The organism is Brevibacterium linens ATCC 9172, assembly GCF_900169165.1.
In the GTDB taxonomy this organism is placed as follows: domain Bacteria; phylum Actinomycetota; class Actinomycetes; order Actinomycetales; family Brevibacteriaceae; genus Brevibacterium; species Brevibacterium linens.
In genome coordinates this window covers 134,112-159,883 of sequence record NZ_FXYY01000006.1, presented here as the reverse complement: position 1 = coordinate 159,883, position 25,772 = coordinate 134,112, and the positions used below count along the sequence as shown (strand labels likewise).

Annotated in this window: 25 protein-coding genes; 9 read left to right on the top strand and 16 right to left on the bottom strand. The window is 66.7% G+C overall.

Annotated features, from left to right (window positions below; all coding sequences use genetic code 11):
- Positions 1 to 16 precede the first annotated feature (16 nt).
- Together BLIN9172_RS07275 and BLIN9172_RS07270 are read left to right on the top strand one after the other, a co-directional pair.
- A complete protein-coding gene (locus BLIN9172_RS07275) occupies positions 17 to 865 on the top strand; it encodes a hypothetical protein (RefSeq protein ID WP_145997933.1) in 849 nt (282 codons plus the stop codon).
- A 59-nt stretch (positions 866 to 924) separates the two neighbouring features.
- The gene (locus tag BLIN9172_RS07270; protein WP_101554446.1) at positions 925 to 1,785 is read left to right on the top strand and encodes a PPK2 family polyphosphate kinase; all 861 of its coding nucleotides are present in this window, start codon (positions 925 to 927) and stop codon (positions 1,783 to 1,785) included.
- Between the two features lie 64 nt (positions 1,786 to 1,849).
- Here the strand turns inward: BLIN9172_RS07270 and BLIN9172_RS07265 are convergent, their stop codons facing one another.
- Entirely contained in the window at positions 1,850 to 2,272 is a 423-nt protein-coding gene (locus tag BLIN9172_RS07265) for an OsmC family protein (RefSeq protein ID WP_101554445.1), read from the bottom strand.
- A 44-nt stretch (positions 2,273 to 2,316) separates the two neighbouring features.
- Complete coding sequence (locus tag BLIN9172_RS07260) at positions 2,317 to 2,886, bottom strand: cysteine hydrolase family protein (protein WP_101554444.1); 570 nt, start codon at positions 2,884 to 2,886, stop codon at positions 2,317 to 2,319.
- A 94-nt stretch (positions 2,887 to 2,980) separates the two neighbouring features.
- Between BLIN9172_RS07260 and BLIN9172_RS07255 the strand changes: the two genes are divergently transcribed.
- Entirely contained in the window at positions 2,981 to 4,324 is a 1,344-nt protein-coding gene (locus BLIN9172_RS07255; protein WP_240811987.1) for an MFS transporter, read from the top strand.
- A gap of 67 nt (positions 4,325 to 4,391) precedes the next feature.
- On the top strand, positions 4,392 to 5,156 hold the full coding sequence (locus BLIN9172_RS07250; protein ID WP_240811988.1) for an MOSC domain-containing protein: 765 nt from the start codon (positions 4,392 to 4,394) through the stop codon (positions 5,154 to 5,156).
- A gap of 75 nt (positions 5,157 to 5,231) precedes the next feature.
- Here BLIN9172_RS07250 and kynU read toward each other — a convergent pair whose 3' ends face one another.
- The 3 genes from kynU to BLIN9172_RS07235 form a co-directional block, all read right to left on the bottom strand.
- Positions 5,232 to 6,533: a kynureninase gene (kynU, locus tag BLIN9172_RS07245; RefSeq protein WP_101554442.1), complete on the bottom strand. Its 1,302-nt coding sequence runs from the start codon at positions 6,531 to 6,533 to the stop codon at positions 5,232 to 5,234.
- Positions 6,534 to 6,683: 150 nt separating this feature from the next.
- Complete coding sequence (gene recQ, locus BLIN9172_RS07240; RefSeq protein WP_101554441.1) at positions 6,684 to 8,519, bottom strand: DNA helicase RecQ; 1,836 nt, start codon at positions 8,517 to 8,519, stop codon at positions 6,684 to 6,686.
- 419 nt (positions 8,520 to 8,938) lie between these two features.
- Entirely contained in the window at positions 8,939 to 10,180 is a 1,242-nt protein-coding gene (locus BLIN9172_RS07235; protein ID WP_205751029.1) for an MFS transporter, read from the bottom strand.
- Positions 10,181 to 10,395: 215 nt separating this feature from the next.
- On the opposite strand from BLIN9172_RS07235, the gene BLIN9172_RS07230 reads away from it, so the two are divergent.
- Entirely contained in the window at positions 10,396 to 10,854 is a 459-nt protein-coding gene (locus BLIN9172_RS07230; RefSeq protein WP_101554440.1) for a Rieske (2Fe-2S) protein, read from the top strand.
- A 66-nt stretch (positions 10,855 to 10,920) separates the two neighbouring features.
- Here the strand turns inward: BLIN9172_RS07230 and BLIN9172_RS07225 are convergent, their stop codons facing one another.
- The 4 genes from BLIN9172_RS07225 to BLIN9172_RS07210 all read right to left on the bottom strand — a co-directional run bounded on the left by BLIN9172_RS07225 (position 10,921) and on the right by BLIN9172_RS07210 (position 13,399).
- Positions 10,921 to 11,151, bottom strand: coding sequence for a hypothetical protein (locus tag BLIN9172_RS07225; RefSeq protein ID WP_101554439.1), 231 nt, complete (start codon positions 11,149 to 11,151; stop codon positions 10,921 to 10,923).
- 84 nt (positions 11,152 to 11,235) lie between these two features.
- Positions 11,236 to 11,613 (bottom strand): hypothetical protein, encoded by a 378-nt coding sequence (locus BLIN9172_RS07220; RefSeq protein ID WP_101554438.1) that lies wholly within the window; start codon positions 11,611 to 11,613, stop codon positions 11,236 to 11,238.
- Positions 11,610 to 12,770, bottom strand: a complete 1,161-nt coding sequence (locus BLIN9172_RS07215; protein ID WP_101554437.1) for a serine hydrolase domain-containing protein — start codon at positions 12,768 to 12,770, stop codon at positions 11,610 to 11,612. The genes BLIN9172_RS07220 and BLIN9172_RS07215 overlap by 4 nt, the downstream gene beginning before the upstream one ends.
- A gap of 86 nt (positions 12,771 to 12,856) precedes the next feature.
- Positions 12,857 to 13,399 carry an ArsR/SmtB family transcription factor gene (locus BLIN9172_RS07210; RefSeq protein WP_025779088.1) on the bottom strand — a complete coding sequence of 181 codons (543 nt, stop codon included), beginning with the start codon at positions 13,397 to 13,399 and terminating at the stop codon, positions 12,857 to 12,859.
- Between the two features lie 124 nt (positions 13,400 to 13,523).
- Between BLIN9172_RS07210 and BLIN9172_RS07205 the strand changes: the two genes are divergently transcribed.
- Together BLIN9172_RS07205 and otsB are read left to right on the top strand one after the other, a co-directional pair.
- Entirely contained in the window at positions 13,524 to 14,360 is an 837-nt protein-coding gene (locus tag BLIN9172_RS07205) for an HdeD family acid-resistance protein (RefSeq protein ID WP_180956949.1), read from the top strand.
- Between the two features lie 35 nt (positions 14,361 to 14,395).
- Entirely contained in the window at positions 14,396 to 17,041 is a 2,646-nt protein-coding gene (gene otsB / locus BLIN9172_RS07200; protein ID WP_101554436.1) for a trehalose-phosphatase, read from the top strand.
- A 108-nt stretch (positions 17,042 to 17,149) separates the two neighbouring features.
- On the opposite strand, the gene BLIN9172_RS07195 is transcribed toward otsB, so the two are convergent.
- Entirely contained in the window at positions 17,150 to 17,602 is a 453-nt protein-coding gene (locus tag BLIN9172_RS07195) for a MaoC family dehydratase (RefSeq protein ID WP_101554435.1), read from the bottom strand.
- Positions 17,603 to 17,770: 168 nt separating this feature from the next.
- Between BLIN9172_RS07195 and BLIN9172_RS07190 the strand changes: the two genes are divergently transcribed.
- Positions 17,771 to 18,379, top strand: coding sequence for a DUF1990 domain-containing protein (locus BLIN9172_RS07190; protein ID WP_101554434.1), 609 nt, complete (start codon positions 17,771 to 17,773; stop codon positions 18,377 to 18,379).
- Between the two features lie 4 nt (positions 18,380 to 18,383).
- Here BLIN9172_RS07190 and BLIN9172_RS07185 read toward each other — a convergent pair whose 3' ends face one another.
- The 4 genes from BLIN9172_RS07185 to BLIN9172_RS07170 all read right to left on the bottom strand — a co-directional run bounded on the left by BLIN9172_RS07185 (position 18,384) and on the right by BLIN9172_RS07170 (position 22,673).
- Positions 18,384 to 19,442 carry a M15 family metallopeptidase gene (locus BLIN9172_RS07185; RefSeq protein ID WP_101554433.1) on the bottom strand — a complete coding sequence of 353 codons (1,059 nt, stop codon included), beginning with the start codon at positions 19,440 to 19,442 and terminating at the stop codon, positions 18,384 to 18,386.
- Positions 19,443 to 19,667: 225 nt separating this feature from the next.
- Positions 19,668 to 20,954: a sensor histidine kinase gene (locus BLIN9172_RS07180; protein WP_101554432.1), complete on the bottom strand. Its 1,287-nt coding sequence runs from the start codon at positions 20,952 to 20,954 to the stop codon at positions 19,668 to 19,670.
- Positions 20,955 to 20,958: 4 nt separating this feature from the next.
- Positions 20,959 to 21,918, bottom strand: coding sequence for a response regulator transcription factor (locus BLIN9172_RS07175; protein WP_101554431.1), 960 nt, complete (start codon positions 21,916 to 21,918; stop codon positions 20,959 to 20,961).
- On the bottom strand, positions 21,918 to 22,673 hold the full coding sequence (locus tag BLIN9172_RS07170; protein WP_025779101.1) for a hypothetical protein: 756 nt from the start codon (positions 22,671 to 22,673) through the stop codon (positions 21,918 to 21,920). The genes BLIN9172_RS07175 and BLIN9172_RS07170 overlap by 1 nt, the downstream gene beginning before the upstream one ends.
- Positions 22,674 to 22,831: 158 nt before the next feature.
- Here BLIN9172_RS07170 and BLIN9172_RS07165 point away from each other — a divergent pair, with 158 nt between their 5' ends.
- A complete protein-coding gene (locus BLIN9172_RS07165; protein WP_101554430.1) occupies positions 22,832 to 23,113 on the top strand; it encodes a hypothetical protein in 282 nt (93 codons plus the stop codon).
- Positions 23,114 to 23,279: 166 nt separating this feature from the next.
- On the opposite strand, the gene BLIN9172_RS07160 is transcribed toward BLIN9172_RS07165, so the two are convergent.
- Positions 23,280 to 25,553, bottom strand: coding sequence for a heavy metal translocating P-type ATPase (locus BLIN9172_RS07160; RefSeq protein ID WP_101554429.1), 2,274 nt, complete (start codon positions 25,551 to 25,553; stop codon positions 23,280 to 23,282).
- Positions 25,553 to 25,765 (bottom strand): heavy-metal-associated domain-containing protein, encoded by a 213-nt coding sequence (locus BLIN9172_RS07155; protein ID WP_101554428.1) that lies wholly within the window; start codon positions 25,763 to 25,765, stop codon positions 25,553 to 25,555. Before BLIN9172_RS07155 ends, BLIN9172_RS07160 begins: the two co-directional genes overlap by 1 nt.
- Positions 25,766 to 25,772: the final 7 nt, after the last annotated feature.

Genomic DNA, 25,772 nt, shown 5'->3' with positions numbered 1-25,772 from the left:
GTGCGACGATGAAATCATGAGCGAGACACCAGCCGGACCGCCTCCACCAGGACCGCTTCCGTTGCATGAGGTGGAGCCGGTCCCGACATGGACGCGTGACTTTCTGCGGGTCTTGGGCATCTCATTCTTCGGTGCGCTCTTCTTCACCTTCCTCATCTGGCTCGCCTCGACCGGGCTGATGCTGCAGCAGAACTTCCAGGTCATCGAGGCCGACGCGGTATGGATGGGGGTCTGTGCGGGCGGGATGGCCTTTCTCTTCCCGTTCCTGTTCACGGAGTACAAACGCTCAGACGACGGGTTCCGGCGTGACGGTCTCATCCCGCTGATCCTTCTCAGCGTGGTCGCCTCCGCCGTGATCGTCACTCTGGTGGCGTTGGTCTGGCCGTTCTTCCTCGGCGAGCGGGCCGTTCCCGGAACGGTTGCGGCGGAACTCAACACCGATCCTGCGAGCTGCTTCCTCATCCTGCTCTTCTTCATCGGGGGAATGGCCTGGAGCACCAGCATGATGATGCCGATGATGATCGGCGGCTATAAGGTCGCGCTGTGGCTCCTGCTGCCGTACCTCGGATTCGTCTTCCTCATCCTCTTCGCCGGTGTGAGGGTCTTCGACAATCCGCCGAGCCTGCTCACCACGATGATCTGGGTGGCTGTGTCGCTGTTCGGGCTGGCGGCGCTGACGGTGCTTTCGATGCTGCGCAATGTCATCGACAAGGCCACGCCGCAGATGACCGCCGCCGAACGCGAAGCGGACTACCAAAGGTACCTGGAGGATCGGCGTCGGCGTGGACTGACGAATGAGAGCCCGCTGCCGGGCATCGACGGGCCTCAGCGGCCGCCGCGTCCGCCGCGGGGCTCGAGGCGGTGAACGTCCAACGGTGACTCATCGGTATAGACGGGGCCTTTCCCACCTGGAAAGATGAACGCATGAGTGAGCCGAGAAGCAACTGGACGACCGACCCTGCCCCACTCCTGCGCGTGGGGGAGGGATTCCGCCTCGGCGAGGTCGACCAGCAGTCGACGCCCGGCTACGACGGGGACAAGAAATCGGGGAAGAAGGATCTCGAGGCGCTGTCGACCGAGCTGAGCGATCTGCAGGAGCGCCTCTTCGCCGCGCACCATGACGAGGACTCCGGGCCTGCCGTTCTCCTTGTTCTCCAAGCCATGGACACTGCCGGCAAGGGCGGAATCGTTCGTCACGTCGTCGGTGCCGTCGACCCGCAGGGCGTCGAACTCGCCGCCTTCAAGAAGCCGACCGAGGAGGAGCTCGCCCACGACTTCCTCTGGCGCATCCGCCCCCGCGTGCCCGGGCCCGGCATGATCGGAGTCTTCGACCGCTCCCACTACGAGGATGTGCTCATCGGCCGCGTCCGCGAACTCGCCGACGAGGCCGAGATCGAGCGCCGCTACACAGCAATCAACGACTTCGAAGCCGAACTGGTCGCGGCAGGGGTGCGCATCGTCAAGGTCATGCTCCACATCTCCCCGGACGAGCAGAAGGAGCGCCTGGCCGAACGCCTCGACCGGCCCGACAAGTACTGGAAGTACAACCCCGGAGACGTCGATGAGAGACTCCTGTGGCCGGACTACATGGACGCCTACCAGGCAGTCTTCGACCGCACTTCCACCGAGGCGGCGCCGTGGTTCGTCGTACCCGCGAACCGGAAATGGTACGCCAGGCTGGCCGTGCAGCGGCTGCTGCTCGACGCCCTGGTCGACATCGACCCGCAGTGGCCGGCCGCCGATTTCGACGTCGAGGTCGAGAAGAAGCGGCTCGCCGACAGCTGACGATCACGTCTGCAAGGAACGGCGGGCCGCCTCGGCGAAGGATCTGCCGCGCGGAATCGGGACGTCAGTCGCGACGGATGCTGAAGTCGACCTTCGTGGGGTGTTCGACGGTGCGGGAGACCGTGCAGTACTTGTCGTGGGAGAGCCCGACGAGGCGTTCGATGCGGGCATCGGCCTTCCGGCCCTCCTCGTCGTCGGGGAACGCGAGATCGAAGTCGAGGTGGACGTTGTCCACACGGGAAGCCCCGTCTTCGTCGATCTTGTCCGCGGTCGCGGCGACGTCGAACTTCGTCGGTTCGGTGTGACGGCTGGTCACGGTGTCGACGTCGATCGATGAGCAGCCGGCGACGGCGGCCAGGAGCAGCTCGACGGGGGTCATGAGGCCCTCGCCGCGACCGAATTCGATGCTCGCTCCGCTTGGGGCGGTGGCGCGGTAGTGGTTCTCGGAGATGCGGGTCAGTTCGATGCTGCGGATGTCTTCACTCATGCCTCAATGATGGCAGACTTGCGGGGTTGCAGGAGCGGGGTCGATCACGGTCTGGCGAAGTCGACCTCGCTCGACTCCTGGACCCGTGCCTGCCGGCCGGGACCGGATTCGAACTGCCAGTACAGGTTCGTGTGGGACACGACCTGCTCCGGAGGGGGAGCGCCCCACTCGGTGAGATCCTCGGTGGTGTGGGCGTCGGTGACGAGGGTGACGTCATAACCGCGGGCGAAGCCGCCGTGGATCGTCGACCGTATGCAGGCGTCCGATTGGGCACCGGTGACAACGAGATGGCCGACGTCCTTGCCGGCGAGCACCTCCTCGAAGTCCGTGTCCTCGAAAGTGTTGCCGTGGGTCTTTTCGATGATGGATTCGCCGTCGGCGGGGGAGAGCGTGTCGACGATCTGCCATTGCGGGGAATCGAGCGGCAGCTCACCGGAGCTGTGCCGGACCCAGACCACCTCGGTGCCGGTGTTCCGGGCGCGGTCGACGAGATCGGAGATCGTGGAGATGACTGACTCGGAGTTCCAACCGGCCTGCATCACCCCGTTCTGGACGTCGATGACGACGAGGGCGGAGTTCGGACGAGTGGATGACGGCGGCTGAGCGGTGGGCATATGATCCTCCTTGATCAAGGATCATTGTCCTCGCTCCGATCCCAGCAGGCAAGAGCGCGGCGCCGGTCTGTTCTGCGGGTGTGAGAATAGGCGAGTGAGCGATTCCTCCGAGATCTCCGGCGACGAGGTGGGCGTCGGCAAGGTTGGCGCGGGCAGAGCGGGCGCGGGCAGAGCGGGTGGCGGCAGTGCCGCGGGTCCGCGCCGTTTCAGCGTCCTGCGCAGCTGGAAGACTGCGCCCTATCTGGTCGGGTCGGGTACGGCGATGATGGGCGACAACATCGAGCACGTCATCACCTACTGGGTGCTGTGGCAGAAGTTCGAATCCCCGGCGCTCGTCGGGTTCCAGCTCATCAGCCATTGGCTGCCGTTCCTGCTGCTGTCCGTCTATGCGGGATCCCTGGCCGAACGTTTCGACTGCCGCCGCCTCATCCAGATCGGGCAGATCATGTTCATGGTCGTGTCCCTGTGCTGGGGGATCCTCTTCCTCACCGACTCCCTGCAGCTGTGGCAGGCCTGCGTGCTGCTCGTCATCCACGGACTCGCCGGTTGTCTGTGGGGCCCGGCCGAACAGATGATGCTCCATGACTTCGTCGATCGGAAAGAGCTGCCGAGCGCGGTCCGCCTCAACGCGACCTTCCGCAGCCTCGGCATCCTCTTCGGTCCCGTCGTCGGTTCCGCCCTGCTGCTCGGGGTCGGCGCCACATGGGGCATCTTCATCAACATCCTCTTCTACCTGCCGCTGACGATCTTCCTCATCCGCACCCCTTTCACCGGACATCTGCGCAGCGGAGGTGTGCGCACCGCGCGGACGACCCTCATCCAGTCGCTGCGGGTGCTCATCGATGTCCGCCACAATCGTGCGATCGTCGGCATGCTGCTGCTGGCGGCGCTCGCCTCGACGACGATCGGGGCGGTGCTGCAGACGGCGATGCCGGTGTTCGGCGACATCCTCAATCCGGTCGGTGGAGACAGCGACTTCACCTACGGTGTGCTGCTCTTCGCCATGGGCGCCGGCGGAGTGCTCGGCGGGTTCGGGCTCGAGGCGACCGGGTGGATCAGGGCCGTCCCAGCTGCGGCGGCACTGGCCGCCTCGGCGATGGGCCTGAGCGCACTGCTCTTCGCCCTGACCTCGCACCTGTGGGTGGCGGTCATCCTGCTCGTCATCGCCGGGGTCTCGAAGATCACGGCCGAGTCGACCGAGATGGCCATCATCCAACTCGAAGCGCCGCCTGAGATCCGCGGTCGCGTCATCGGCTCCTATGCGACGTTCGGGCCGGGGATGCAGACCTTCTCCGGAGTCACCGTGGGAGTGCTCGGCACGATCGCCACGATTCCCGGAGCCGTCATCATCGGCGGCACGGTCCTGGCCATCGGAGCGGTGGCCATCGGCGCCTACGCCATCACAGGAGGCCGCAACCCCCATGCAATTACTACCTGACGGGGGCGCAGCAACCTGGCGCCAGGTATCTGCGCCGCCGTCACCGACGCTGGCGTCGGAATTCAGTGTGCCATCGCTCGGTTTCGCCCACGTCAAAGGCACACGACACGAGGCCCGACCTGGAGCAGCCGTCGACGCTCACGGCCCGATCGGCGATCGTGAGTTCTGCTTCGTCGATGTCGAACGACGACAGGTGCTCAAGACCGTGCAGAACCCACGGCTCATTCGCATGACCACCTCCCTCGTCGACGACACACTGACGATCACCTTGCCCGACGGGCGCTCTGCCTCTGGAGTGTCAGTCGGGCAGGGTGAGCGCCTGACCTGCTCTTACTGGAAGCGACCGGTCGACCTCGAACTCACCGACGGTCCGCATTCGCAGCTCGCCTCCGAGTGGCTGGGAAAGCCGGTGCGACTGGCCCGCGCACGTCGTGGAGATGTGATCTACGGAGCTGGCCTGTCGATCGTCACGACTGCTTCGATACGAGAACTCGCCGATCGGTCCGGTCACCACGAGCTGCTTGATGAGACCGCCCGCTTCCGTGCCACCCTCGTTCTCGACGCGGACGAACCCTTCATCGAAGAGACATGGCGAGGCCGGGATGTGACGGTGAACGTGCCGGACGTCGGCGCTCTGCGTGTGCGGATCGGAGATCCGATTGCGCGGTGTGCCATCCTCGATCTCGACCCGATCACTGGGGAGCGGGGCAGCAATCTGCTCAAGACGCTTGCCGCCAGCCGCCCGCGAAATGAGGCGGGTGAACCGTACTTCGGAGTCAACGCCGAGGTCATCGAAACCTCTGTCGAAACCTCTGCGGCTCCGGACACCTGAGCAGCCATGCTCCAACGCCGGTGACGGCGGCCCAGATACCTGGCGCCAGGTTGCTGCGCTGCCGTCGGGTAGCAATCAGGTGACGGCGCCGCGGACCTTGTGCGCCGGGGTGTCCCAGAGCCGGTTGTCGAGGATGTCGCGCAGGGCCTCGACGGTGTCCCACACCTCGGTGAACCCGATGTAGAGCGGAGTCAGTCCGAACCGCAGCACCTCCGGCTCGCGGTAGTCGCCGATGATTCCGCGTTCGATGAGCGCGCTCATCACCGCAAACCCCTCCGGATGCCGGATCGAGACCTGGGATCCGCGATGGGCGTGCTCACGTGGGGTGACGACCTCGACCGGGTGATCGGCCACACGCTCATCGACGAGGTCGATGAACAGGTCCGACAGCGCCAGGGATTTCTCCCGGACCTGTTCCATGTCCGCCCGCGAGTGGATGTCGAGGCCGAGCTCGGCCACGGACATCGACAGGATTCCCTGCGTGCCCGTGAGGTACCGGCGGATACCGTCGGCCGGCCGATAGTCCGGAGCCATATCGAAGGGCTGCGCATGCGACCACCACCCCGACAGAGGTTGGCTGAATCGGTTCTGCAGCGCCTCGGCGACCCAGATGAACGCGGGAGAGCCGGGTCCGCCGTTGAGGAACTTGTACGTGCAGCCGATCGCCATGTCCGCACCGGTTCCGGCCAGATCGATCGGCAGAGCACCGGCCGAATGGCACAGATCCCAGATGACCATGGCTCCGCCGGATTGGATCGCCGAGGTGGTCGTGCCCATATCGAAGAGCCGACCGGTCCGGTAGTTGACATGGGTGAGGACGACGAGGGCCACCTCGTCGGACATCGTGGTCGGGAATCCTGCGGTGACCTCCTCATCGTCGACGAGGCGGACTTCGTATCCGTCGCCGAGCTGCTCGGCCAAACCTTGAAGCATGTAGATATCGGAGGGGAAGTTCTCCCGCTGGGTGAGGATGACCCGCCGGTTCGGGGAGTCCTCGGCCTGCATCTTCAGCGCCGCCGAGGCGGCCTTGAACAGGTTGATCGACGTGGTGTCCGTGACGACGGTCGACCCGGCCCCGCCGCCGACTAGCCCGGCGACCTTCTCACCCAGCTTCGCGGGCAGGTCCCACCAGCCGGCGGTGTTCCATGAACCGATGAGGCCGGTGCCCCATTCGTCGGTGATGACTTCCTGGGCGCGGTCTGCGGCTCCTTTTGTCCGCGGGCCGAGCGAGTTCCCGTCGAGGTAGATCGTGCCTTCCGGGAGCAGGAACTCTTCGCGGAAGCCGTGCAGGGGATCGTTCGCATCGCGTTGTTCGCAGTCCGCGCGGGTGATTGCTGTTGGATTCGCCGAGGTGGCTGTCCGGTCAGGGGTCGTCATCGTCGCCTTCCACGTGGTGAGGGAACCGGTGGGTTCGTCTGCATTCCAGGCTACCGCCTCAGAACTACCTGACGGCGGCCCAGCAACCTCGCGCCAGGTTGCTGGGCCGCCGTCAGGTAGCAAATGGGAGGTGAGGAGGGCTGACGACGTCTAGCCTGCGTGGGCGGCGAGCACCTCGAGCACGGAATCGCCGTAGCGGTCGAGCTTCTTCAGACCCACTCCGCTGACCTGACCGAGTTCGCTGATCGTCGTCGGCTTGACTTCGACGATGCCGTAGAGCGTGGCATCGGGGAACACGACATAGGCGGGCACGCCCTGCTCCTTCGCCTGCTCTCCTCGCCAGGAGCGCAGGGCCTCGAACAGGGAGGCATCGGCGGGGTCGAGTTCGACTTCGGGGTCGCCCCGGCGACGTGATCCGGCCTTCTTGCCTCCGGACTTCTTCACCGGGTCGACGCGCAGTGAGATCTCCTCTTCTCCCCGCAGGACGGGGCCGGCCGCCTCACCGACTACGAGCACTCCGTAGTCGCCATGGGAGTCGAGGAGTCCGCGGGCGAGCACCTGGCGGATGACGGTCTTCCATTGGCTCTCGGACAGGTCGTCGCCGACGCCCCAGACGCTCAGGCTCGCATGGTCCGAGGCCCGGGAACGGTCGTTGTCGTTGCCGCGCAGCACGTCGATGACCTGGCCCGAACCGAAGCGCTGCCCGCGTTCCCGGTCGAGCCGGATGACGGCGGACAGAAGCTTCTGCACGGCCACGGTCGCGTCCCAGGTCACTGGGGGTGTCATGCAGGTGTCGCAGTTGCCGCACGGTGCGGATTCCTCATCGAAGTACCGCAGCAGCTGCACACGTCGGCAGTCGACTGTCTCGCAGAGGGCGAGCATCGAATCGAGGTGGCTCATCTGGCGGCGTTTGAACACCTGGTCGCCCTCGCCGGATTCGATGAGTCGGCGTTGGGAGACGACATCGCCGAGGCCGTAGACCATCCACGCATCCGCGGGCAGTCCATCGCGGCCGGCTCGACCGGTCTCCTGGTAGTAGCCTTCGACCGACCGCGGCAGGTCGAGGTGGGCGACGAAGCGGACGTCGGGTTTGTCGATGCCCATGCCGAAGGCGATGGTGGCGACCATGACGATGCCGTCCTCGCGGAGGAACCTCGCCTGGTTCTCCGCGCGCACCTCGGCGGGAAGCCCTGCGTGGTACGGCAGGGCCGTGAGGCCGCGGGCGACGAGTGCTTCGGCCAGCTGATCGACCCCGCGCCGGGACAGACAGTAGACGATGCCCGAATCCCCGGGGTGTTCGGTGGTGATGAAGTTGAGCAGCTGCGATCTCGCCGAGGCTTTCGGCTCGATCCGGTAGGTGATGTTGGGTCGGTCGAAGCTCGCGACGAAGTGCTCGGCATCCTGGAGGTGGAGTCGTTCGGTGAGTTCGGCGTGGGTGGCCGGCGTGGCCGTGGCCGTCAGTGCGATGCGCGGGACATCTGGGAATCGTTCGGCCAAGACGCCGAGTCCCAGATAGTCGCTGCGGAAGTCATGTCCCCATTGGGACACGCAGTGGGCTTCGTCGATGGCGAACAGGGAGATCTGTGCCAGCTCGAGCAGTCGCATCGTCCGCGGCAGGACGAGACGCTCGGGCGCGAGGTAGAGCAGGTCGATCTCTCCGGCGAGCAGCTGCTGTTCGACCTGCTGGGCGGTCTCGAAATCGAGGGACGAGTTGAGATAGGCCGCCCGCACGCCGAGGTTCTCCAGCGCCGCGACCTGATCGGCCATGAGCGCAATGAGTGGGGAGATGACGACACCTGTACCGGGCCTGACCAGGGCAGGAATCTGATAGCACAGGGATTTTCCGCCGCCGGTGGGCATGAGTACGACCGCATCCCCGCCGCCGACGACCTGGTCGACGATGGCCGCCTGCTGACCCCGGAACTCCTCATAGCCGAAGACATCGTGGAGGACATCGAGGGCGGAGGTCGTGGCTGCGGAGGTCATGGCACCCACCCTAGTTCACGTCACTGACCCGAACCTCCATCGGAGACGGGACTACGGAGAAGGGGTTTGAGACCTCAGAGGAAACAAACCGAGGTCCCGGTGCGACAAGTCGAGGTGTGGGAGAGCGGAGATGGGACCAGCCGAGAAATATGGGTCACCATCGGATACTTCGAAGCGCTGAAAGTATCCGATGATGACCTACATTTTCCGGGGACTATCCGAAAGTGACCATTTCTCGGGAGCGGGGAGGCAGATCTCCGGAAATCAGGCCTCTGGCCGACGTCCGCCGCGCTGCTCCGTGCGAACCCGGCACCAACAGGCCCAACAGGCCCAACGGCCCCAACAGGCCCAACAGGCCCAACGGCCCCAACGGCCTCGCCAGTCCAGCTACCCGTCACCCGACGGTCCAGGGACCTGGCTCAGACACCCCAGCACCCGGAGGCCCTCCACCTAACGGCCCGCGAACCTCCGTGCCGCGACGAGTCCAAACACGCACACCACGGCCACTGCGACGGCGAAGATGACGGTCGCATTCGCCAGTCCCACCTCGGCGGCGAGGAATCCGGCACCGATCGCCGGCACCGAGATATGAACACGTACGCGAGGATGAAGTACGAGGTGGTTGCCTCGGTGCGGTGCTCGGGCGCGGTCACCGCGATGATCGCGCGCATCCCGGTCATGAACACGAGCCCCTGCCCGGCACCGGCCAACGCTGCGGAGGCGATGAGCACCGGCAGCGACCCCGCCATGAGTGCGAAGACGAGAGCACCCATGCTCACGATCATGGTCACGGTCCCGCCGACGATGAGTCGACGGTCGCTGAACCCGCGCAGCAGCACCTGCGCCGTCGCCGAGGCGCCGAAGAGAAGGAACACAACAGCACCGGTGACCGCGGTCGACGTCACGTGCAGGGTCTGACCGATGAAGCTCGGCGCGATCGCCGAATACAGCCCGCACACCGCGAAGCCGGTGATCGCCCCAGGTGAGGCGGCTAGGAACATGTGCCTCGCCGAGGCGGGAATCCCCGGCAGCTGCAACCGGACGGAGGTTGCCCCGCCCCGCGTGCGGTCCCGCACGAGCATGAGCGCGAACCCGGCGATGGCGAGCATGAGCGCGTTGACGAGGAACGGCGTGAGCAGGGGAGCGGGGGCGAAGCGGGCGAGCAGTCCGGACGACAGGATCCCGAGTCCGAGGCCGCCTATATTCGCCGCCGTGGCCAAGGATCCGGCGAGTCGTTCGCGCCCGGCGGGCGCGTTCTCGAGCACGGTGACGGTGGCGGTCGACGTGAAGATCCCCGCGGCCAGACCGGACAGGACTCGGCCGGTCAGCAGCAGGCCGATGTGGGATCCGATGAGGAAGAGCACCGCCGAGGCGATCGAGAAGATCACCCCGAGGCTGAGCACCGGCCGTCTACCCAGTCCGTCGGAGAGGCGACCGAAGAGGACGAGCGCGCCGATGACCCCGACCACGTAGATTGCGAAGAGCTGAGTGGTGAATGCGGTGCCGAACCCGAACCGCTCCTCATAGAGCGGGTAGAGGGGCGTGGGCATCGTGGTGCCCATCATGACGACGGTGAATACGTACACCGAGGCGGCCAGGCCCCATCCCGTCGCGATGCGCGGATCCGGGCGCCGCTGGTGTGCTGCCGTCTCGTCGGCCACTGCCGCGCCCCTTTTCCGGTTGAAATCGTCCCTCGCCGAGGCGGCCCACCGCACCCATCGCCGCCCCGATCGTCCGAGGACCGGTCTGGTGCCATTCGATCCTGACAGGTACCTGCAGGCGGTGAACCGACTGCGATTGTACGCTGGAACTTACGAGTCCATGTCTGTTGGCGGCATGGCGGATTGTGCGCACCCGCGAGAAGGAGCAGATTCCGATGACGACGACCCCGAGCAGCCCCGCCGAAGTCGAATCGACCGCAACGGCGGATCCGACCCGACGACGTGTGATGAAGACAGCGGGCGTGGCCGGAACGGTGGCGGTCATCGGCGGCTCGGTGGCGGCCACCTCGGCGTGTTCGTCCGACGAGGATGCGGAGCCGACCAAGGACTCGAGCCTGTCGGCCTCAGACGTGCCCGTGGGATCCGGCACCGTCATCGAGGACACCTACGTGATCACTCAGCCGAAGGAGGGCGAGTTCTTCGCATTCTCATCGGTGTGCACCCACCAGGGCTGCCAGGTCACTCGCATCACCGAGGAGGCCATCATCTGCCCGTGCCATTCCTCGAACTTCTCGGTGACCACCGGAGAGGTGATCTCCGGTCCGGCCGAGGAGCCGCTGCCGAAGTACGAGGTCTCCGAAAGCGGCGGCACGCTGACCGTCAAGGGCAAGTAGGGCGCCTGCCTGGCCTCAGGCACCCGACCGGGCACAGTCGCCGGCCCGGGCTCAGGCGCACGAACCTCAGGAGTTGTCAGTGGGACCGGGTCTGTCTTCGGCGGCGGAATCCGCGGCGGATGAATCCGCGACAGGCAGGATCCAACCGAGACCCGTACCCAATGTGAAGCCGAGGATCAAGAACGGAATGGTCAGCGGTGCGCCCATGAGGAACCCTGCGATTGCACCGATGACTGCGCCGATGCCTGCGAACAGCCACAGACGCGAGTTGACACGAGAGTTTCCGGGCTGGCTCATACGACGAAATTAACCTCGAACGAAGACATGTGGGTCGCTGCTTGGTGAACTGAATGCGAAAAGTTCGTGCTGCAGTGCGGGCGCTCACCCGAGCATGAGCCCCGGAATCACGAGTGCACCGGCGATCAGCAGTGTCAGGACGCTCTCGATTCCGATGGTGGCGACCTCGGCCCGGCGAGCCTTTGCCTCCGCTGCTCGCCGCGGCAGATCCGGCCACACCAGGACAGTGCGGAATACGGCCGCGGCGCAGACGACCATGGCCGCCAGCCAGGCGTAGACGAACCAGTCAGTCCAACCGCCGAACGATGAGATCAGGCGGATCAGCAGCACGAACGCCGCCGCCGCGATGAGGCCGCCGAGAAGCCGCATCCTCGTCGCCGACCATGTCGCCCGCAGGGCCGAATAGGCCGCCCAGGCGACGAGTACCGCTCCCACCACAGCGGAGATGAGTTCGGAATTCATGATCGGGCTCCTGTGCGTTCGGTCGCTGAGGTCGTCGTTTCGGAGGCTGACTCTGTCCGGTCGGTGGCCGGCGCGGAGACCAGATCGGCGGCCGCGTCGACCCAGTTAGCGGAATTGGTCAGCACGATGATCCCCTGCTCGGACTTCGGATCGAAGCCGAGAAACGACCTGTAGCCGCCGGTGCCTCCGTTGTGCCAGGTGAGGTTCGGGCTGCGATCTGTCGTCGTGAACCAGGCCCAGCCGATCCGATCCGAATCGTCGAAGGCCTTGCGCGGGTGGCTCGCCTCGGCGCCGGGGGCACTTTCGTCGCGTACTGCCCGCAGCCAGATGGACATGTCGTGCGTCGTCGACCGGATCGCCCCGGCCGGTGCCGACCCGCCGAGCGTCCACGGTGCGGCGGGCAGTCCCGAGGCCGTGTATCCGTGGGACAGCCCCTCAGCGGAATCCGGGACGAAGGTCTCCTCCATGCCCAGCGGTTCCGTGATCCGCTCGCGGACGAGGTCCGTATAGTCCTGACCGGCCGCCTCGGCGAGGGCTTGGCCGAGGACGGCGAACCCGTAGTTCGAATACTCGGGTTCCGGTTCGCCGACCTCCACATCGTTGAGGCTCGCGACGATGTCCCCGGCGTCCCCGCGGTACGGGTCGGTGTGGATGTAATTCGACAGCACGCTCATCACTCCGTCTCTGAAGCTCGGAGTGGGTTCCTGGGAGGGCAGCCCCGACCGCTGCATCGCAATCGACTCGAGCGTCACCTCGGCGACCTTCCCGTCCAGGTCCGGCCAGACTTCGCCGAGGCGGGTGTCCGCCTTCACCTCGCCCCGGTCGATCGCCTCGGCGAAGAGCGCGGCCGTGAACGTCTTCGTGATCGATCCGATCTCGAACTCGGTGTGCTCATGGGCTCCGGTGCCCGCGAAAGTCACCTCGTCGCCGTCGACGCGGGCGGCCGCCACGTGCTGCCAATGCCGGCTGCCGAGTGCGTCCTCGAGCTCAGCCATGAGCTCGGGATCCCCGGTAGGCGCGCCCTGGAAACCGCGCGGCCACGGGGTGATCGCCGCGAGGACGGCGGCCGTGAGTGAGGCAGCAAGCAAGGCAATCCCCAGTCGCCGAGGCGGCCGTCCCGCGGCCGCAGATGTGCGGTGGTCGTCGGTGACGGTCATCGTTCCTCCTGGTCAGCAGGGGTGGAAAGTGTGGTGGTCGGGTACGGGTCGTGCGGTGGGCGATGGCTCAAGGACGCGAGGTTTCGTCAGTGTGTGCCGATGAGGACGAGGGTGAGCAGCGGAACGACTCGCTGAGCGGGCACCCGCCAGTGTCCGCGGCGGGCGCTCTCTAACCAGCCGGCGCCGGCGAGGGCATGCACATGGTGATAGATCTGCCCGGACGTGCCGAAGCGTTCGTCCTTGCCCAGCTCGGCCACGGTGCTCGTGCCCTCATAGATCGCCTGGAGCAGCTGCAGGCGGACCGGGTGGCCGAGGGCTGCCAGGGATCCGGCCGCCTCGGCGAAGTCGATCTGCGCCAGGCCCGCGCTGCTCAGGCCCATCTGCCACGCCACGGGACCGCTGCCGCCCGGGGGAGTCGTGTACCCGGTGTAGGTCACTCCGCCCTCCTCGCCGAGGTGGTCGACGAGCCCATGCAGCGCCCAGAAGGTCTCCGCGTCGCCCGGCAGGGCGGTCGCCGCTTCGCCTGCGGCGGGCCGCGGTGGCGCGATGGAGGCGGCCGCAGCCTCGAGTTCGGCGACTCGTTGTTCGAGGGCGGAGAGGCGATCGTCTGCCGACGGTGTCGATTCCATACTTCGATAATACAACCAATACGTAATTACGTAAATACATGAGACGCAAAGAAGCGCCGCCCACCCGCGCCTGAGTCGACGCTGACCGGACAGACTCAGGCAGGCGACCTAGACTGGTGCCGTGATGAGTACCGAAGAACCGCGCACCGAATCCACGCCCCCGCGTAACGAAGCCGCCCCGCAGGCCATTGCCGCAGCGAGTCGGCTCGGCTGGCCCATGGTCGTGCGTGGAATCCTCGGCGTCGCCTTCGGCATCGTCACCGTCTTCTGGCCCCGCGACGCCGTCAACCCCGCGCAGCTGAGCCTGCCGACCGACGTCGTCGACCACTTGGCCATCGGCTACCTCATCCTCTTCGCCCTGGCCTTGGTCTTCCAGGCCGTGCGCTCGCCGTTGAACGTGCGCACCGCGATCTTCGGCCAGGCCGTCATCGCGATCCCAGCCATCGTCTTCCTCTTCCTCGCCGACCAACCGGCCGAACTGCGCGCTGCCCTGAGCATCTGGGCCCTGCTGCACGGTGCCCTCGAATTCTGGGCCCACCGGCAGCTGCGCTCCCAGCCCATGGCCTCGGACTTCCTCATCGCCTCGGGAGTCCACGTCCTGCTCGGCATCATCCTCGTCTTCGGCGACGGCATGGAAGCCCTGTCGATCCTCGGCTTCACCGGAGCGGCGACCCTCATCGCCGGCGTGATCTTCATCATCGGCGGCTACTCCCGCCTGAGCAAGGGCCGCCAGTTGGCGAAGCGCGGTGCCCTCCCCGAGGAGATCGACACCCCCGCCGAGGCGGCCGAGCCCGCCGACGCTGCCCCCTCGGGTGCCGCTGACGTCGCCGACGATACGAACTCGTCCGATGCCGCGGACACGTCCGACCCAACCGACGCCGCCGGCGAAGCCGATCGCACGGCCGATCCCGAATCTCCCGACGATCCGGACAGCGACACCCCAGTGAAGAAAGAGCCCTGACCGGCACCCGAGCCAACCGAGACACCAGAGGTGAGATGAGCACTGTCGAGCACGAGAGCGCAACCGAATCCCGATTGGCCACCATCGCCGCCTCGGTGAGGTCCTCCGAATTATTGGGCGACCTGGCCGAAGCCAGCAGAGCACTCGACCCCGTCCTCTTCCGGCGCCTCTTCGCGCTCTCCCGCTCCCCATCCCTGCTGGTGGCGACCGACTACGACGGGACGATCGCCCCCATCGTCGACGTCCCCAGCCAAGCCTTTCCCCTGGAGAGCTCGGTCGACTCGCTGCGCGCGCTCGCCCTGCTGCCGTCCACCTCGGCGGGGGTGATCTCCGGTCGCAGCCTGCGCGACCTCGCGGCGATGTCGCGCCTGCCCAGGGAGGTCCACCTCTTCGGGTCTCACGGCGGTGAGACCGACACATTCACCATCGATACGCTCACCGAAGAGCAGCGGGCGGTCCTCGCCGACTTCCGCGCCGACCTCACCCGCGCCCTGCCGCGCGACGTCATCGAGCACAAGACCACCGGTGCGGCCGTGCACCTGCGCGGACTCGACGAGGCCGGCCGGCGCGAGATCGAAGCCGCCGTCGACAAGCTCGCGGCCGCCCACCCGATCCACCCCACCCGCGGCAAACAGGTCATCGACCTCTCCGTCGTACCGTCGTCGAAGGCCGATGCGCTGACTCGACTGCGCAGCCAGACCGGAGCGGAAGCCGTCGTGTTCATCGGCGATGACACCGCCGACGAATTCGCTCTCGAAACCCTCGGCGCCGATGACCTCGGGCTCAAGGTCGGAACTGGGAACACGCCCACACACGCCGACTTCCGCCTCGACTCACCGGACGAGGTCTCCATCGTCCTCGGCGCCCTGTTCGAACTGCGCAAGTCCTGGCTCTTCGGCCGTCGCGCCACCCCGATCCAGCGGCACAGCCTCATCGGCAACGGACAATCGACCGCGCTCATCGACCCGACTGGCAGCATCTGCTGGATGCCGCACCCGCTGCCGCACTCGGCGTCGATGTTCTCCGAGATCCTCGGCTCCGAGGCGGCCGGATTCTTCGCCGTAGCACCGGCCAACGGAGCCGCTCCGCTGACGCAGCGCTACCTCGGGAACTCGACCCTGCTCGAGACCCGGTGGGCCGGACTGAGCTGTGTCGACTACCTCGCACCCGTCGACGGGCACAGCGACGACACGATCGTCGTCCGCGTGCTCACCGGCGACACCCCGACCCGCATCCGGTTCGCACCCAGGCTCGACTACGCCACGGTGCCCACCCGCATGACCAGGACCGATGACGGTGTGGCGGTGCTCGGCACCGCGGAGCCGATCGAACTCCACGCCCCCGGAATCGATTTCGACATCGTCGAGAACGGCGACTCCCACACCGCCGAGGCGACCGTCATCCCCTCGCAGCAACCCGGCGGATCCATCGTCCTCGTCCTCGCCTGCGGGACCGGTTCCGGAGACGCCGGATATATGGCCACCGGCGGAGAGCATCATGTGCGCGAACGCGCCCTGAACTTCTGGACGAACTGGGTCGACTCGCTCACCCTGCCCGGCCACCACCGCGACGAGGTCATCCGGTCGGCGATCACCCTGCGCGCTCTCTGCCACGAACCCACCGGCGGAGTCCTCGCCGCCCCCACGACCTCCCTGCCCGAGGGCATCGGCGGAGTCCGCAACTGGGACTACCGGTACACGTGGCTGCGCGACGGATCGATGACCGTCCGCGCCCTGCTCGCCCTCGGCTCCACCGGTGAGGCCGAAGGATTCCTCTCCTGGCTCTCGGGCATCCTCGAGCACACGGTCTCTCCCGAACAGCTCCATCCGCTCTACGCCGTCGACGGTTCGGCCCTGACCACCGAGGCGGTGCTCAACCACCTGCCCGGATACGCCGGATCACGGCCGGTGCGGGTCGGCAACGCCGCCGAACACCAGGTCCAACTGGACGTGTTCGGCCCGGTCACGGAACTCCTCGACGAACTCAGCGACCACCTCGGCGAGCTGCCCGACGATTATTGGACGCTCACCTGTCAGATGGTCGAAGCCGTGGGCAAACGGTGGTTCGAGGCCGATCACGGGATCTGGGAGGCCCGGCGCGCACCGAAGCACAACGTGTACACACGCGTGATGTGCTGGGTGACGGTCGATCGGGCGCTGCGGATCGCGGACCGGTTCGATCGGGAGCCGCCCGGTGCGTGGCGACAGCTGCGCGAGGAGATCGCCCACGACGTGCTCACCCACGGCTACAACGAGGAGGTCGGAGCGTTCACCGTCGCCTACGGTGAGACGGACCTGGATTCGGCGGCTCTGTTCGTCGGACTCTCGGGACTGCTCGACGCCGACGACCCGAGGTTCGTGTCCACCGTCGACGCGATCGAACGCGAGCTGCGGGTCGGCCCGACGGTGTTCCGCTACCGCTACGATGACGGACTGCCCGGGCTCGAGGGCGGGTTCCACATCTGCACGACGTGGCTGATCGAGGCCTTCATCAAGGTCGGCCGCATCGACGATGGCTGGGATCTGTTCCGGCAGGTCGACGCTCTGCTCGGGCCCACCGGGCTGCTGTCCGAGGAATACGACCCCGTTGCCGAGATGCACCTGGGCAACCACCCGCAGGCATACTCACACCTCGGCTATATCCGCGTCGCCCAGCTCCTCGACGCCCACCGCCCGAGCTGAGGGCAGAACAGCTCCATCGAGTTAAGTGGGGTCAGATTGCCATTTTCGACCCGCGGAAATGTGCAATCTGACCCCCACTTAACCCGCCGACAGAAGGCGGCGCTCAGCTCACTCGACGAGGAGGGTGACCACCTCGGCGACGCAGGCGGGGCGGTCCTGGCCTTCGATCTCGATCGTGTGTTCGAGGATGACCTGAGTGCCCTTGTCGCCGCGGATGACGTCCTTGACGCTGATGGTCCCGCGCAGTCGGGAGCCGACGACGACGGGCTGGAGGAAGCGGACCTTGTTGAGGCCGTAGTTGACGCGGATCGAGACGCCTTCGATGGTGAATACATCAGCGGAGAACTTCGGGATGAGCGAGAGGGTGAAGAAGCCGTGGACGATCGTCGCGCCGTAGGGCCCCTCGGCAGCGCGTGCTTCGTCGACGTGGATCCACTGGTGGTCGCCGGTGACGTCGGCGAAGGTGTTGATCGCGTCCTGATCCATCGTCATCCACTCGGAGGAGCCGAGCCCCTGGCCGATGAGCGATTCGATCTCGTCGATGCCGTTGATTGTGCGCACGTGGTTCTCCTTTGATCCTGGCTCAGATGCTGAGCGGACATTCGATTGAGGTCCGCTGTTCTTGGCATCATACGTGGCCGTCCGGTCGACGCCACCCCGTCGCCCGGACTGTGAGTCCCACGGTTCGATTCCGTAGGGTTGACGGGCCGCGTCCGCTAGGTTGGAGGCATGGCCGACCATTCCGACAACCGTCCCGTGACGCTGACGCATCCCCTCTCGCCGAGGTGGCTGGAGCGTCCCGACGGCTACCGCCACTTCGAATCCGCGTACTTCGTCGGCCACGGGAAAGAGACGTTCGACCGCTGCGCCGAGGAGCTCCTGCACTGGGAGGTCAAGATCCGCAGCGGATTCGACATCGAGGTGAACGTCGACGCCGTCCACGTCGGAAGTGCGGACACTGTCAGTCGAGCGGCCGGAGCGGAGTCGACGGCCGATGTCGACGCTCGCGCGGGATCTGGTCGGCCGCCTCGGGTGGAGCCGGGGCAGGAGCCGACGATCCGCGTGCGCCTCGGCCCCTTCCGGCTGCCTGAGCCCTCACGCGTCATCGATGTCGTCGACACGGAGGACCGATGCGGCTTCACCTACGGCACGAAGCCAGGACATCCGATCACCGGAGAGGAGTCATTCATCCTCATCCGCACCGCCGACGACCGAGTCTTCCTCGTCCTGAGGTCGGTCTCGCGGGCGGGGCAGGGCATCTGGAGACTCGGCGAACCGTTCGTTCGGCTCGCTCAGATCGTCTACCGCCGCCGCTACGGACGGGCACTGCGCAGCTGATCGATCACTTGCCGGGAATCGAGTCGCGGGCGGGAGTGTATTCCCAGTGCCAGGGCTCGTACATGCTCGACTTGGCCCAGTCGGGGTTCTCCCAGCCGTATTCGTCCCCGTGCTCGACGAGCCAGCTCCAGGCTCCGGACTTCGAGGCGACTCCACCGCCGAGGTCGAGGGCGATGCCCCAACCATGCAGTGAGGTGCCCGGCTTGGCGGCCAACCCCGGCTTCCGGCCGGCCACAGAGACCTGTCCGGCCATGTCACGGTAGGAATCCGTGATCTCGAGTTCCTTGCCGGTGTCCTTCTTGTAGGCGGCGTTCATCTTCGCGAAGGAGACAGCGGCATCGGCACGGAGTCGGTGGTCTTCCTTGCCGAGGTCGCACAGCCACTCATCGGGCAGCTCGCCGTTGCCGGCGGACTGATCGAAGTTCTGCTTCTCATCGCAGCCGGGCAGGGCACTCTTCTCGACCGCGCGGGACGCGGCTTCGACCTTCTTCTGCTTGGCGCTCGGCACGCCGATCTCCATCGACGACTTCCCCTTGACCTCGGGGACGTCCGCGTTGACCTTCTCAGCATTGATGGCGGCGGGCTCACCGGCGGCGGTCGGGTCGGTCTTGACCTCGGCACCGCCGCCCAGGTTGTTGACCAGCATGGTCACTGCGGTGGCGGCGCCGGCCACTGAGACGGCAGCCAGAGTCGAGATGGTCCGCACCTTCTTCTTGCGCACGGACTTGAGCAGCGCACCATCGGACCCGCGGCTCTCGGCGGCTCCTGCGTTGACCCGACGGGCCGACGAGGCAGACGCTGAGCCGAAGGTCGTGGGAACCGCTGCGGCTTCTCGAGCCAGTGCGGCCCGGCGCGGGGACGACTGAGTCGCTCGCGCCTCGGCGGCCATCGCTGCGCGCCTGGGCGACAGGTTCTCGGTTTCGGAGTCAGCGGACGCAGGCGCGGTCGGTGCCCCGGTGCTGCGAGTCGAGGTGCGGGTGCGAGAGAACGGGGACGATGAGCGTCGCCTGTGCAGATCCCGTCGACGCACCGGTGACTCTGTGGTCGATGATGACTCTGACATAACTCTCCGTATGGCTGTGACTCCTCGAAGACCGTCGACGTTCCGACGACTCCAAAACTACATCACAAAAGTGTAACGGGAATATATCGAACCTGTCATATGTTGGTGACGAGTCGCACTCGCGGGCGGTCAGCCGACACCCAGGTCGATTTCAGCGCAACCTCGAGTTCCTGCCGTCATTCCAGTTCAGCGCCCTGAACCAAGGTGAGGGCCGCCTCGGCGAGATTATTCGGATCGGCTCTCGATGTACTGTCGGAGGGCGCGCTCCTGGGCGTCGTCCTCGGGGAAGATCACTTCGGTCCGCGCACCCCCTGTTACGGGATCGTTACTGAAGATCAGTGTGATTCCGAGCAGGCGGGCCTGCCCTTGCGCGATGACGAGACCGAGTCCCATTCCGCCGCCGCCGGCGGAGACGAAGCGGGTCGGGCCGGTGTTGACGATGTCCGGTGGGTAGCCGGAGCCGGAGTCGGTGACGACGATGCTGCGCGTGCTCGTCTCCAGGCGGATGGGATCTCCGCCGTGCTTGATCGCGTTGACGAGCAGGTTCGACACGATGCGCTCGAAACGGCGGACATCGGTGACCAGGGTCGAATTCAGCGCCGCCAGATGGGTGTCGATCTCATGGCCGGCGAGGGCGCCCGAGGCTTCCATCGTGCCCAGCAGGGACCGGATCGCCTGATCGACGTCGACGCGGGTGAACTCCGGGTTGGCGCGGCCGGCGTCGAGGCGGGAGACCTCGAGGAGATCTTCGACGAGGACCTGCATGCGCACGACCCGGTCCTTGACGAGTTCGGCGGGGCGGGAATCCTCTTCGAGCAGGTTTGCGGCGTTGACCAGACCGGTCAGCGGGGTGCGCATCTCATGCGCGAGATCGGCGGTGAAGCGCTGCTCGGAGTCGATGCGTTCGGTCAGGCGGGCCACGGCGGTGTCGACGGCCGTGGCGAAGGCCCACACCTCCTGATCGGATTCGTCGATGACATCGGCGATGCGCGTCGTCGTGTCGCCGGCGGCGATCTTCCTGGCGGCCTGCGCGCCGAGCGTCAGCCGTCGGGAGATACGGCCGGCGACGATCGATCCGACGCCGCCGACGACGAGGGCGGAGCCGATCATGCCCACCAGCAGCGCCTGGTCGATGCGGCCGATGAGCTCCTGGCTGTCCTTCGTCGAGGCGCGCACGGAGATCACCTGGGTGTGCGAACCGACCTCGATGGGGGCCGCGGCCCACACGATCTCCTCACCGTCGACCTCGGACCGGATCGTCACGCTCTGGCCCTTGAGCGCGGACCTGCGCGCCTCCTTGGGCAGCTCCGGATCATCGATGCGGGCATTGAGGGTGAGTACCCCGGTCTCGGAGAAGATGGTCGTCGCATTCGTCAGCTGCTCGGTGACTGTCGAGCGCATCCGGTCGTCTTCGGCCCGGGCCGCGGATTGGCGCAGCACGATCGAGCACGACAGCACGGCGATGATCACCGAGGCGACGATGAGCAGAGAGATCTTCCAGCGCAGCGACATGCGATCAGCCTGCGAAGCGGTAACCGAATCCGCGAACGGTTTCGATCATGCTCGCCCCGATCTTCTTCCGCAGGCGCTGGATGTGGACGTCGACGACGCGGGAGTCGCCGGCCCATTCGTAGCCCCACACCGTGAACGCGATCTTCTCCCGCGAATACACGTGTTCGGGCTGCTCGGTCAGCAGCAGGAGGACCCGCAGTTCGGTCGGGGTGAGGTGGACTTCCTCCCCGTCGACCTCGACCGTCAGCCGGCCGGTGTCGAGGACCAGGGACCCCAGTCGCGTGCGGAACTGGCCGAGCCCGCCGTCGGAATCGGACGTCTCCGCGGCCACCGTGGGGGAGCCGCTCGGGCGAGGGGGAACTCCGCCGATCGCCTCTTCGTCGTCGTCCGCCTCGGGGGAGGTGGTGAATTTCCCACCGGCACCGAGGTAGGTGTCATCGGATTCGAGCTGCGCTCGCAGTCGATCCCGGGTGTCCATGCCGGGGCTGGCGCCGAGGACCTCGGGGATGCCGTCGCCGGTGACCATGCCGCCGGGGCCGATCACGGTGTCGTGATGCTCATCCGCTTCGGGTGCGGGGGAGTAGCCGAACCTGTCGGTGCCGGTGGTGATGAACCGACGCACGACCGCGCGGATGCGGGCGTTGAGCACCTGCATGTCGAAGGGCTTGGTGAGGTAGTCGTCTGCTCCGGCCTCGAGGGCCTGGACGATGTCGATGGCGTCGGAGCGGGCGGAGATGATGATGATCGGGATCGTCGAGCGCTCGCGCACGGCACGGCAGATGGAGGCGCCGTTCATCGTCGGCAGCATGAGATCGAGAAGCAGGACGTCGGCGCCGTTGGCGGAGACGAACTCGTACCCTTCGCGGCCGTCGGCAAATGCCGAGACCGTGTAATCGAAGCGTTCGAGTCCGATCTGCGTCGTCTCACGGATGACTTCGTCATCCTCGACCAGAACTATGTGCATTACGTTTCTCCATTTAGCCGCGTGAAGCGTTGACCTGGTTCAAACCTACCGTCGTGCATGCGGAACACCTGCACCGACCAGCCGGAGGGGCAGCATGCTCTGTCCCCGTCGGCGAACATGGCCTCCTGCACCACCAGTGTCCCATTTCTGCCGGGGCTGACCTTGAGCTGATTGCCGGTGGCGATGAGCTCGAGGCGGGGCTCGCCCCTGTGATCGCTGATGACCGCACCGGCGATGATCTCGTTCCGCTGTTTGGGGTTGGCCACCGTGACCAGCTGGAACTTCTGTTCACCGCTGAGGAACGGCGACGCGAACTTCAGGCAGTCCTTGCAGTCGGCGACGACCTCGGCCGTCTTCGTGGCGCGGCCGGTGACCGCAACTCCCGACGCTGATTCGATGGCCGTGCGGACTTCGTCGAGGGAGAACGGTTCATTCGCTTCGCCCGCAGCCTCGGTGTTGGGGGCGAAGAGAGAGGGGGAGGGGTTGCCCTCGGGGGAGACCTTGAGACCGCGATCGGGGCCGCATGCTGTGACGGTGAGGGCCATGACTGTCGCAAGGAGGAGCGCCGTGGCAGTGCGGGCGGTGCGGCGGAAGGGCGTCGAAGACAGGGGTGTCGAAGGGCGAGGGTCGAGGGGGCCGGGGCCGACGGCGGACCGAGTCGCAGTGCCTGCGCATGGTTCACGGCCAGGCGGGGCCTGGCTGGAGAGAGATGAGCACAGCGCCTCCCCGGAGGCGCGTCTGACGGTGACGGGCACACCCTCATTTTTGCCTGTTCCGAGCCCGTAGTCCACCTGATCGTCGGCTCAGGCGGGTCGCCGGCGTCGTCGGATCCGCCGGGCGAGGCAGGATCTGTCGGTTTCAAGGCGGCTTGTGGCCACCTCGGCTCTCAGCTCGGACCGGTAGAATGGAGGGCATGGCGCCCTCGAACACCCCGAAGAAGAAGTCCACAGGCGGCAAGCCCTCCAGCACGGTGTCCTACAAGGATGCGATCAGAGTCGGCGTCGTCTGCGGAATCGTCACTCTCGTCCTCGCGATCATCGTCACCAGAGCGTGGCAGGACGGTCGCGCCTTCGGCTATGCATTCGTCTACGCCGGAGCGGCTTTTGTGCTGGTGTCGGGCTTCACGAGCTACCTCAACTGGGTGATGCGCAAGGACACGCAGAATCAGAACCAGTCCTACCCGGTCATGCGGTGAGCCGCACCAGACATGCGCTGAGACGCCGGGGGCTGCGCTGAGAACTGCACTGAGAAGCGGCACCCTTCACTGAGGCCTCCGGCCCATGCGCTGAGGCGCTAGGCCCCTGCGCTGAGATGTGGGCACCGGCCTCGCCGCAGCTCCGTCACCGGAGGCCCCGCCGTGCTTACGAGAAACGGAGCAGGCGGAGGCTGTTGAGGATGACGAACACCGACGAGAACGCCATTGCGGCGCCGGCGATCATCGGGTCGAGCAGTCCGAACGCCGCGATCGGGATCGCCGCGGTGTTGTAGGCGAAGGCCCAGAACAAGTTGCCCTTGATGAGTCCCAAGGTCCGGCGCGAGAGTCGGATCGCCTGCGGGATCTGCTGCGGATCGGACTTGACCATGGTGATGTCCGATGCCGCCATCGCCGCATCCGTGCCCGACCCCATCGCGATGCCGAGGTCGGCACCGGCCAGAGCGGCGGCGTCGTTGACCCCGTCGCCGACCATGGCGACGGCCCGGCCCTGCTCCTGCAGTTCGCTGACCACGGACACCTTGCCCTCCGGGCGGACATCCGCGCGGACCTCGGTGATCCCGAGGGCCTCGGCGACCACCTCGGCGGCTTGGGCATTGTCCCCGGTCAGTAGCACTGTGCTCAGTCCCAGCGAATGCAGTTCGCCGATCGCCGCCTTGGCTGTCGGCTTGGCTTCATCGGAGACGTAGCTCAGCCCGCGGAAGACCCCGTCGATCGCCAGTGCGACGATCGTGGCTCCGCGCGGCACCGAATCGGTCGGGTAGTCGACCGCGATTCCGCGTTCCCGGAGCAGGTCCGGGCGCCCGGCGAGCACCTCGGCGCCGTCGATCGTGGCCCGCAGTCCGCCGCCGGCGATGTTCTCGAAATCCGTGACCGATGGCCCGGTCGAGGCAGCACCCGCTGAACCCATCCCGACGATCTCGGGTGCGGCTGCGACGATGGCACGGGCGATCGGGTGTTCGCTGCGCGACTCCAGACGAGCGAGCACAGCGAAGTCCGCGGGTGAGAGCTCGGTTCCGGTCAGGCTCATCACGCCGGTGGTCAGGGTGCCGGTCTTGTCGAGCACGACCGTATCGATCGACCGCGTCGACTCCAGCGCCTCGGACCCGGAGACGAGGATGCCCAGCTGGGATCCGCGCCCCGAGGAGACCGCCAGCGCCGTCGGCGTAGCCAAGCCCAGGGCACAGGGGCAGGCGATGATGAGCACGGTGAGCGCCGCATGCAGCCCCGCCGCCCAGTCTCCGGTGACGAATCCCCAGATGAGCAGGGTGAGGATCGCGATGCCGAAGACGATCGGCACGAACACCGCCGAGATCCGGTCGGCCAACCGCTGCACGGCAGGCTTCCCGCTCTGCGCGCGAGAGACGAGGTCGGCCATGGCAGCCAGGGTCGTATCGGCACCCACACGGGTGGTGCGGACCTCGAGCACACCCGAGGTGTTGATCGTGGCTCCGGTGACGGAATCGCCGGGGCCGACCTCGACCGGAACGGATTCGCCGGTGAGCATCGCCTCGTCGACAGCAGAATGTCCGGTCAGCACCTCACCGTCGGTGGCGATCTTCTCACCGGGACGGACGAGGAAGACATCGCCGACGGTCAGCTCGTCGATCGGCACCTGCACTTCGACGCGGTCGCCATTCGCGCCGGCAGCGAGGGCAGCGCCGGAAGCAGTACCGTCCGCAGTCGCATCCGCGGCACCCTCAGCAGCATCACCTTCACGCAGCACGGTTGCGGACTTCGCGCCGAGGTCGAGCAGCGCCTTGAGCGCCGCCGTCGCCCGGTTCTTCGCCCGGTCCTCGGTGAGCTTGCCGATGAGCAGGAACACCGTGATCGCCGCGGCCGCTTCGAACCACACATGGTATTCGGCGGGAATCGTCCAGCCGTGACCGTCGGCGACGGCCCGGCCCAGCGTGAAGTAGGAATACAGGCTCGCGACGGTGATGCCGACGCTGACCAGGGTGTCCATGGTCGTCGACCCACCGCGGGCGGCCTTGTACGCCGCCGAGTGGAACGGCCACGCACCCCAGGTCACGACCGGCAGGGCGAGGATCGCGACAACCCACTGCCACCCGGCGAAGTGCCAGCTCATGACCATCGAGATCGCGACGATCGGGACGGCCAGGATGAGTGAGCCGATGAAGCGCGGCCGCAGATGGCGGGGATCGTAGTCGACGATCTCCGGACCGGCGCCTCCAGCACCGCCCGCGCCGGGGCGGCGCACGGTGGCACCGTAGCCGGCCTTCGCGACGGCGCCGGTGATGTCGTCGTCGCTGAGTTCGGAGTCGATGACCACATGCGCGGTCTCCAGCGGCAGGTTGACCTCCACCTTGACCCCATCGAGGCGGGTGAGCTTCTTCTCGATCCGCGCCGAACACGACGCGCAGGTCATGCCCGTGATGTCGAGCTCGAGCTCGCGAGGCATCACTTCACCTCATAGCCGGCTTCATCCACGGCGGCACGGATCGCCGCGTCGTCGAGTTCGGCCGACGATGTGATCGTGACCGGGGAATCGCCCCCGGCGTTGAGGTCGACCGCGACGTCCGAGACGCCTGCAAGCGCCCCGAGCTCGTCCTTGATCGCGGCTTCGCAGTGTCCGCAGGTCATTCCCGAAACGGTGATGGTGGTGGTCGTCATCGTGCTC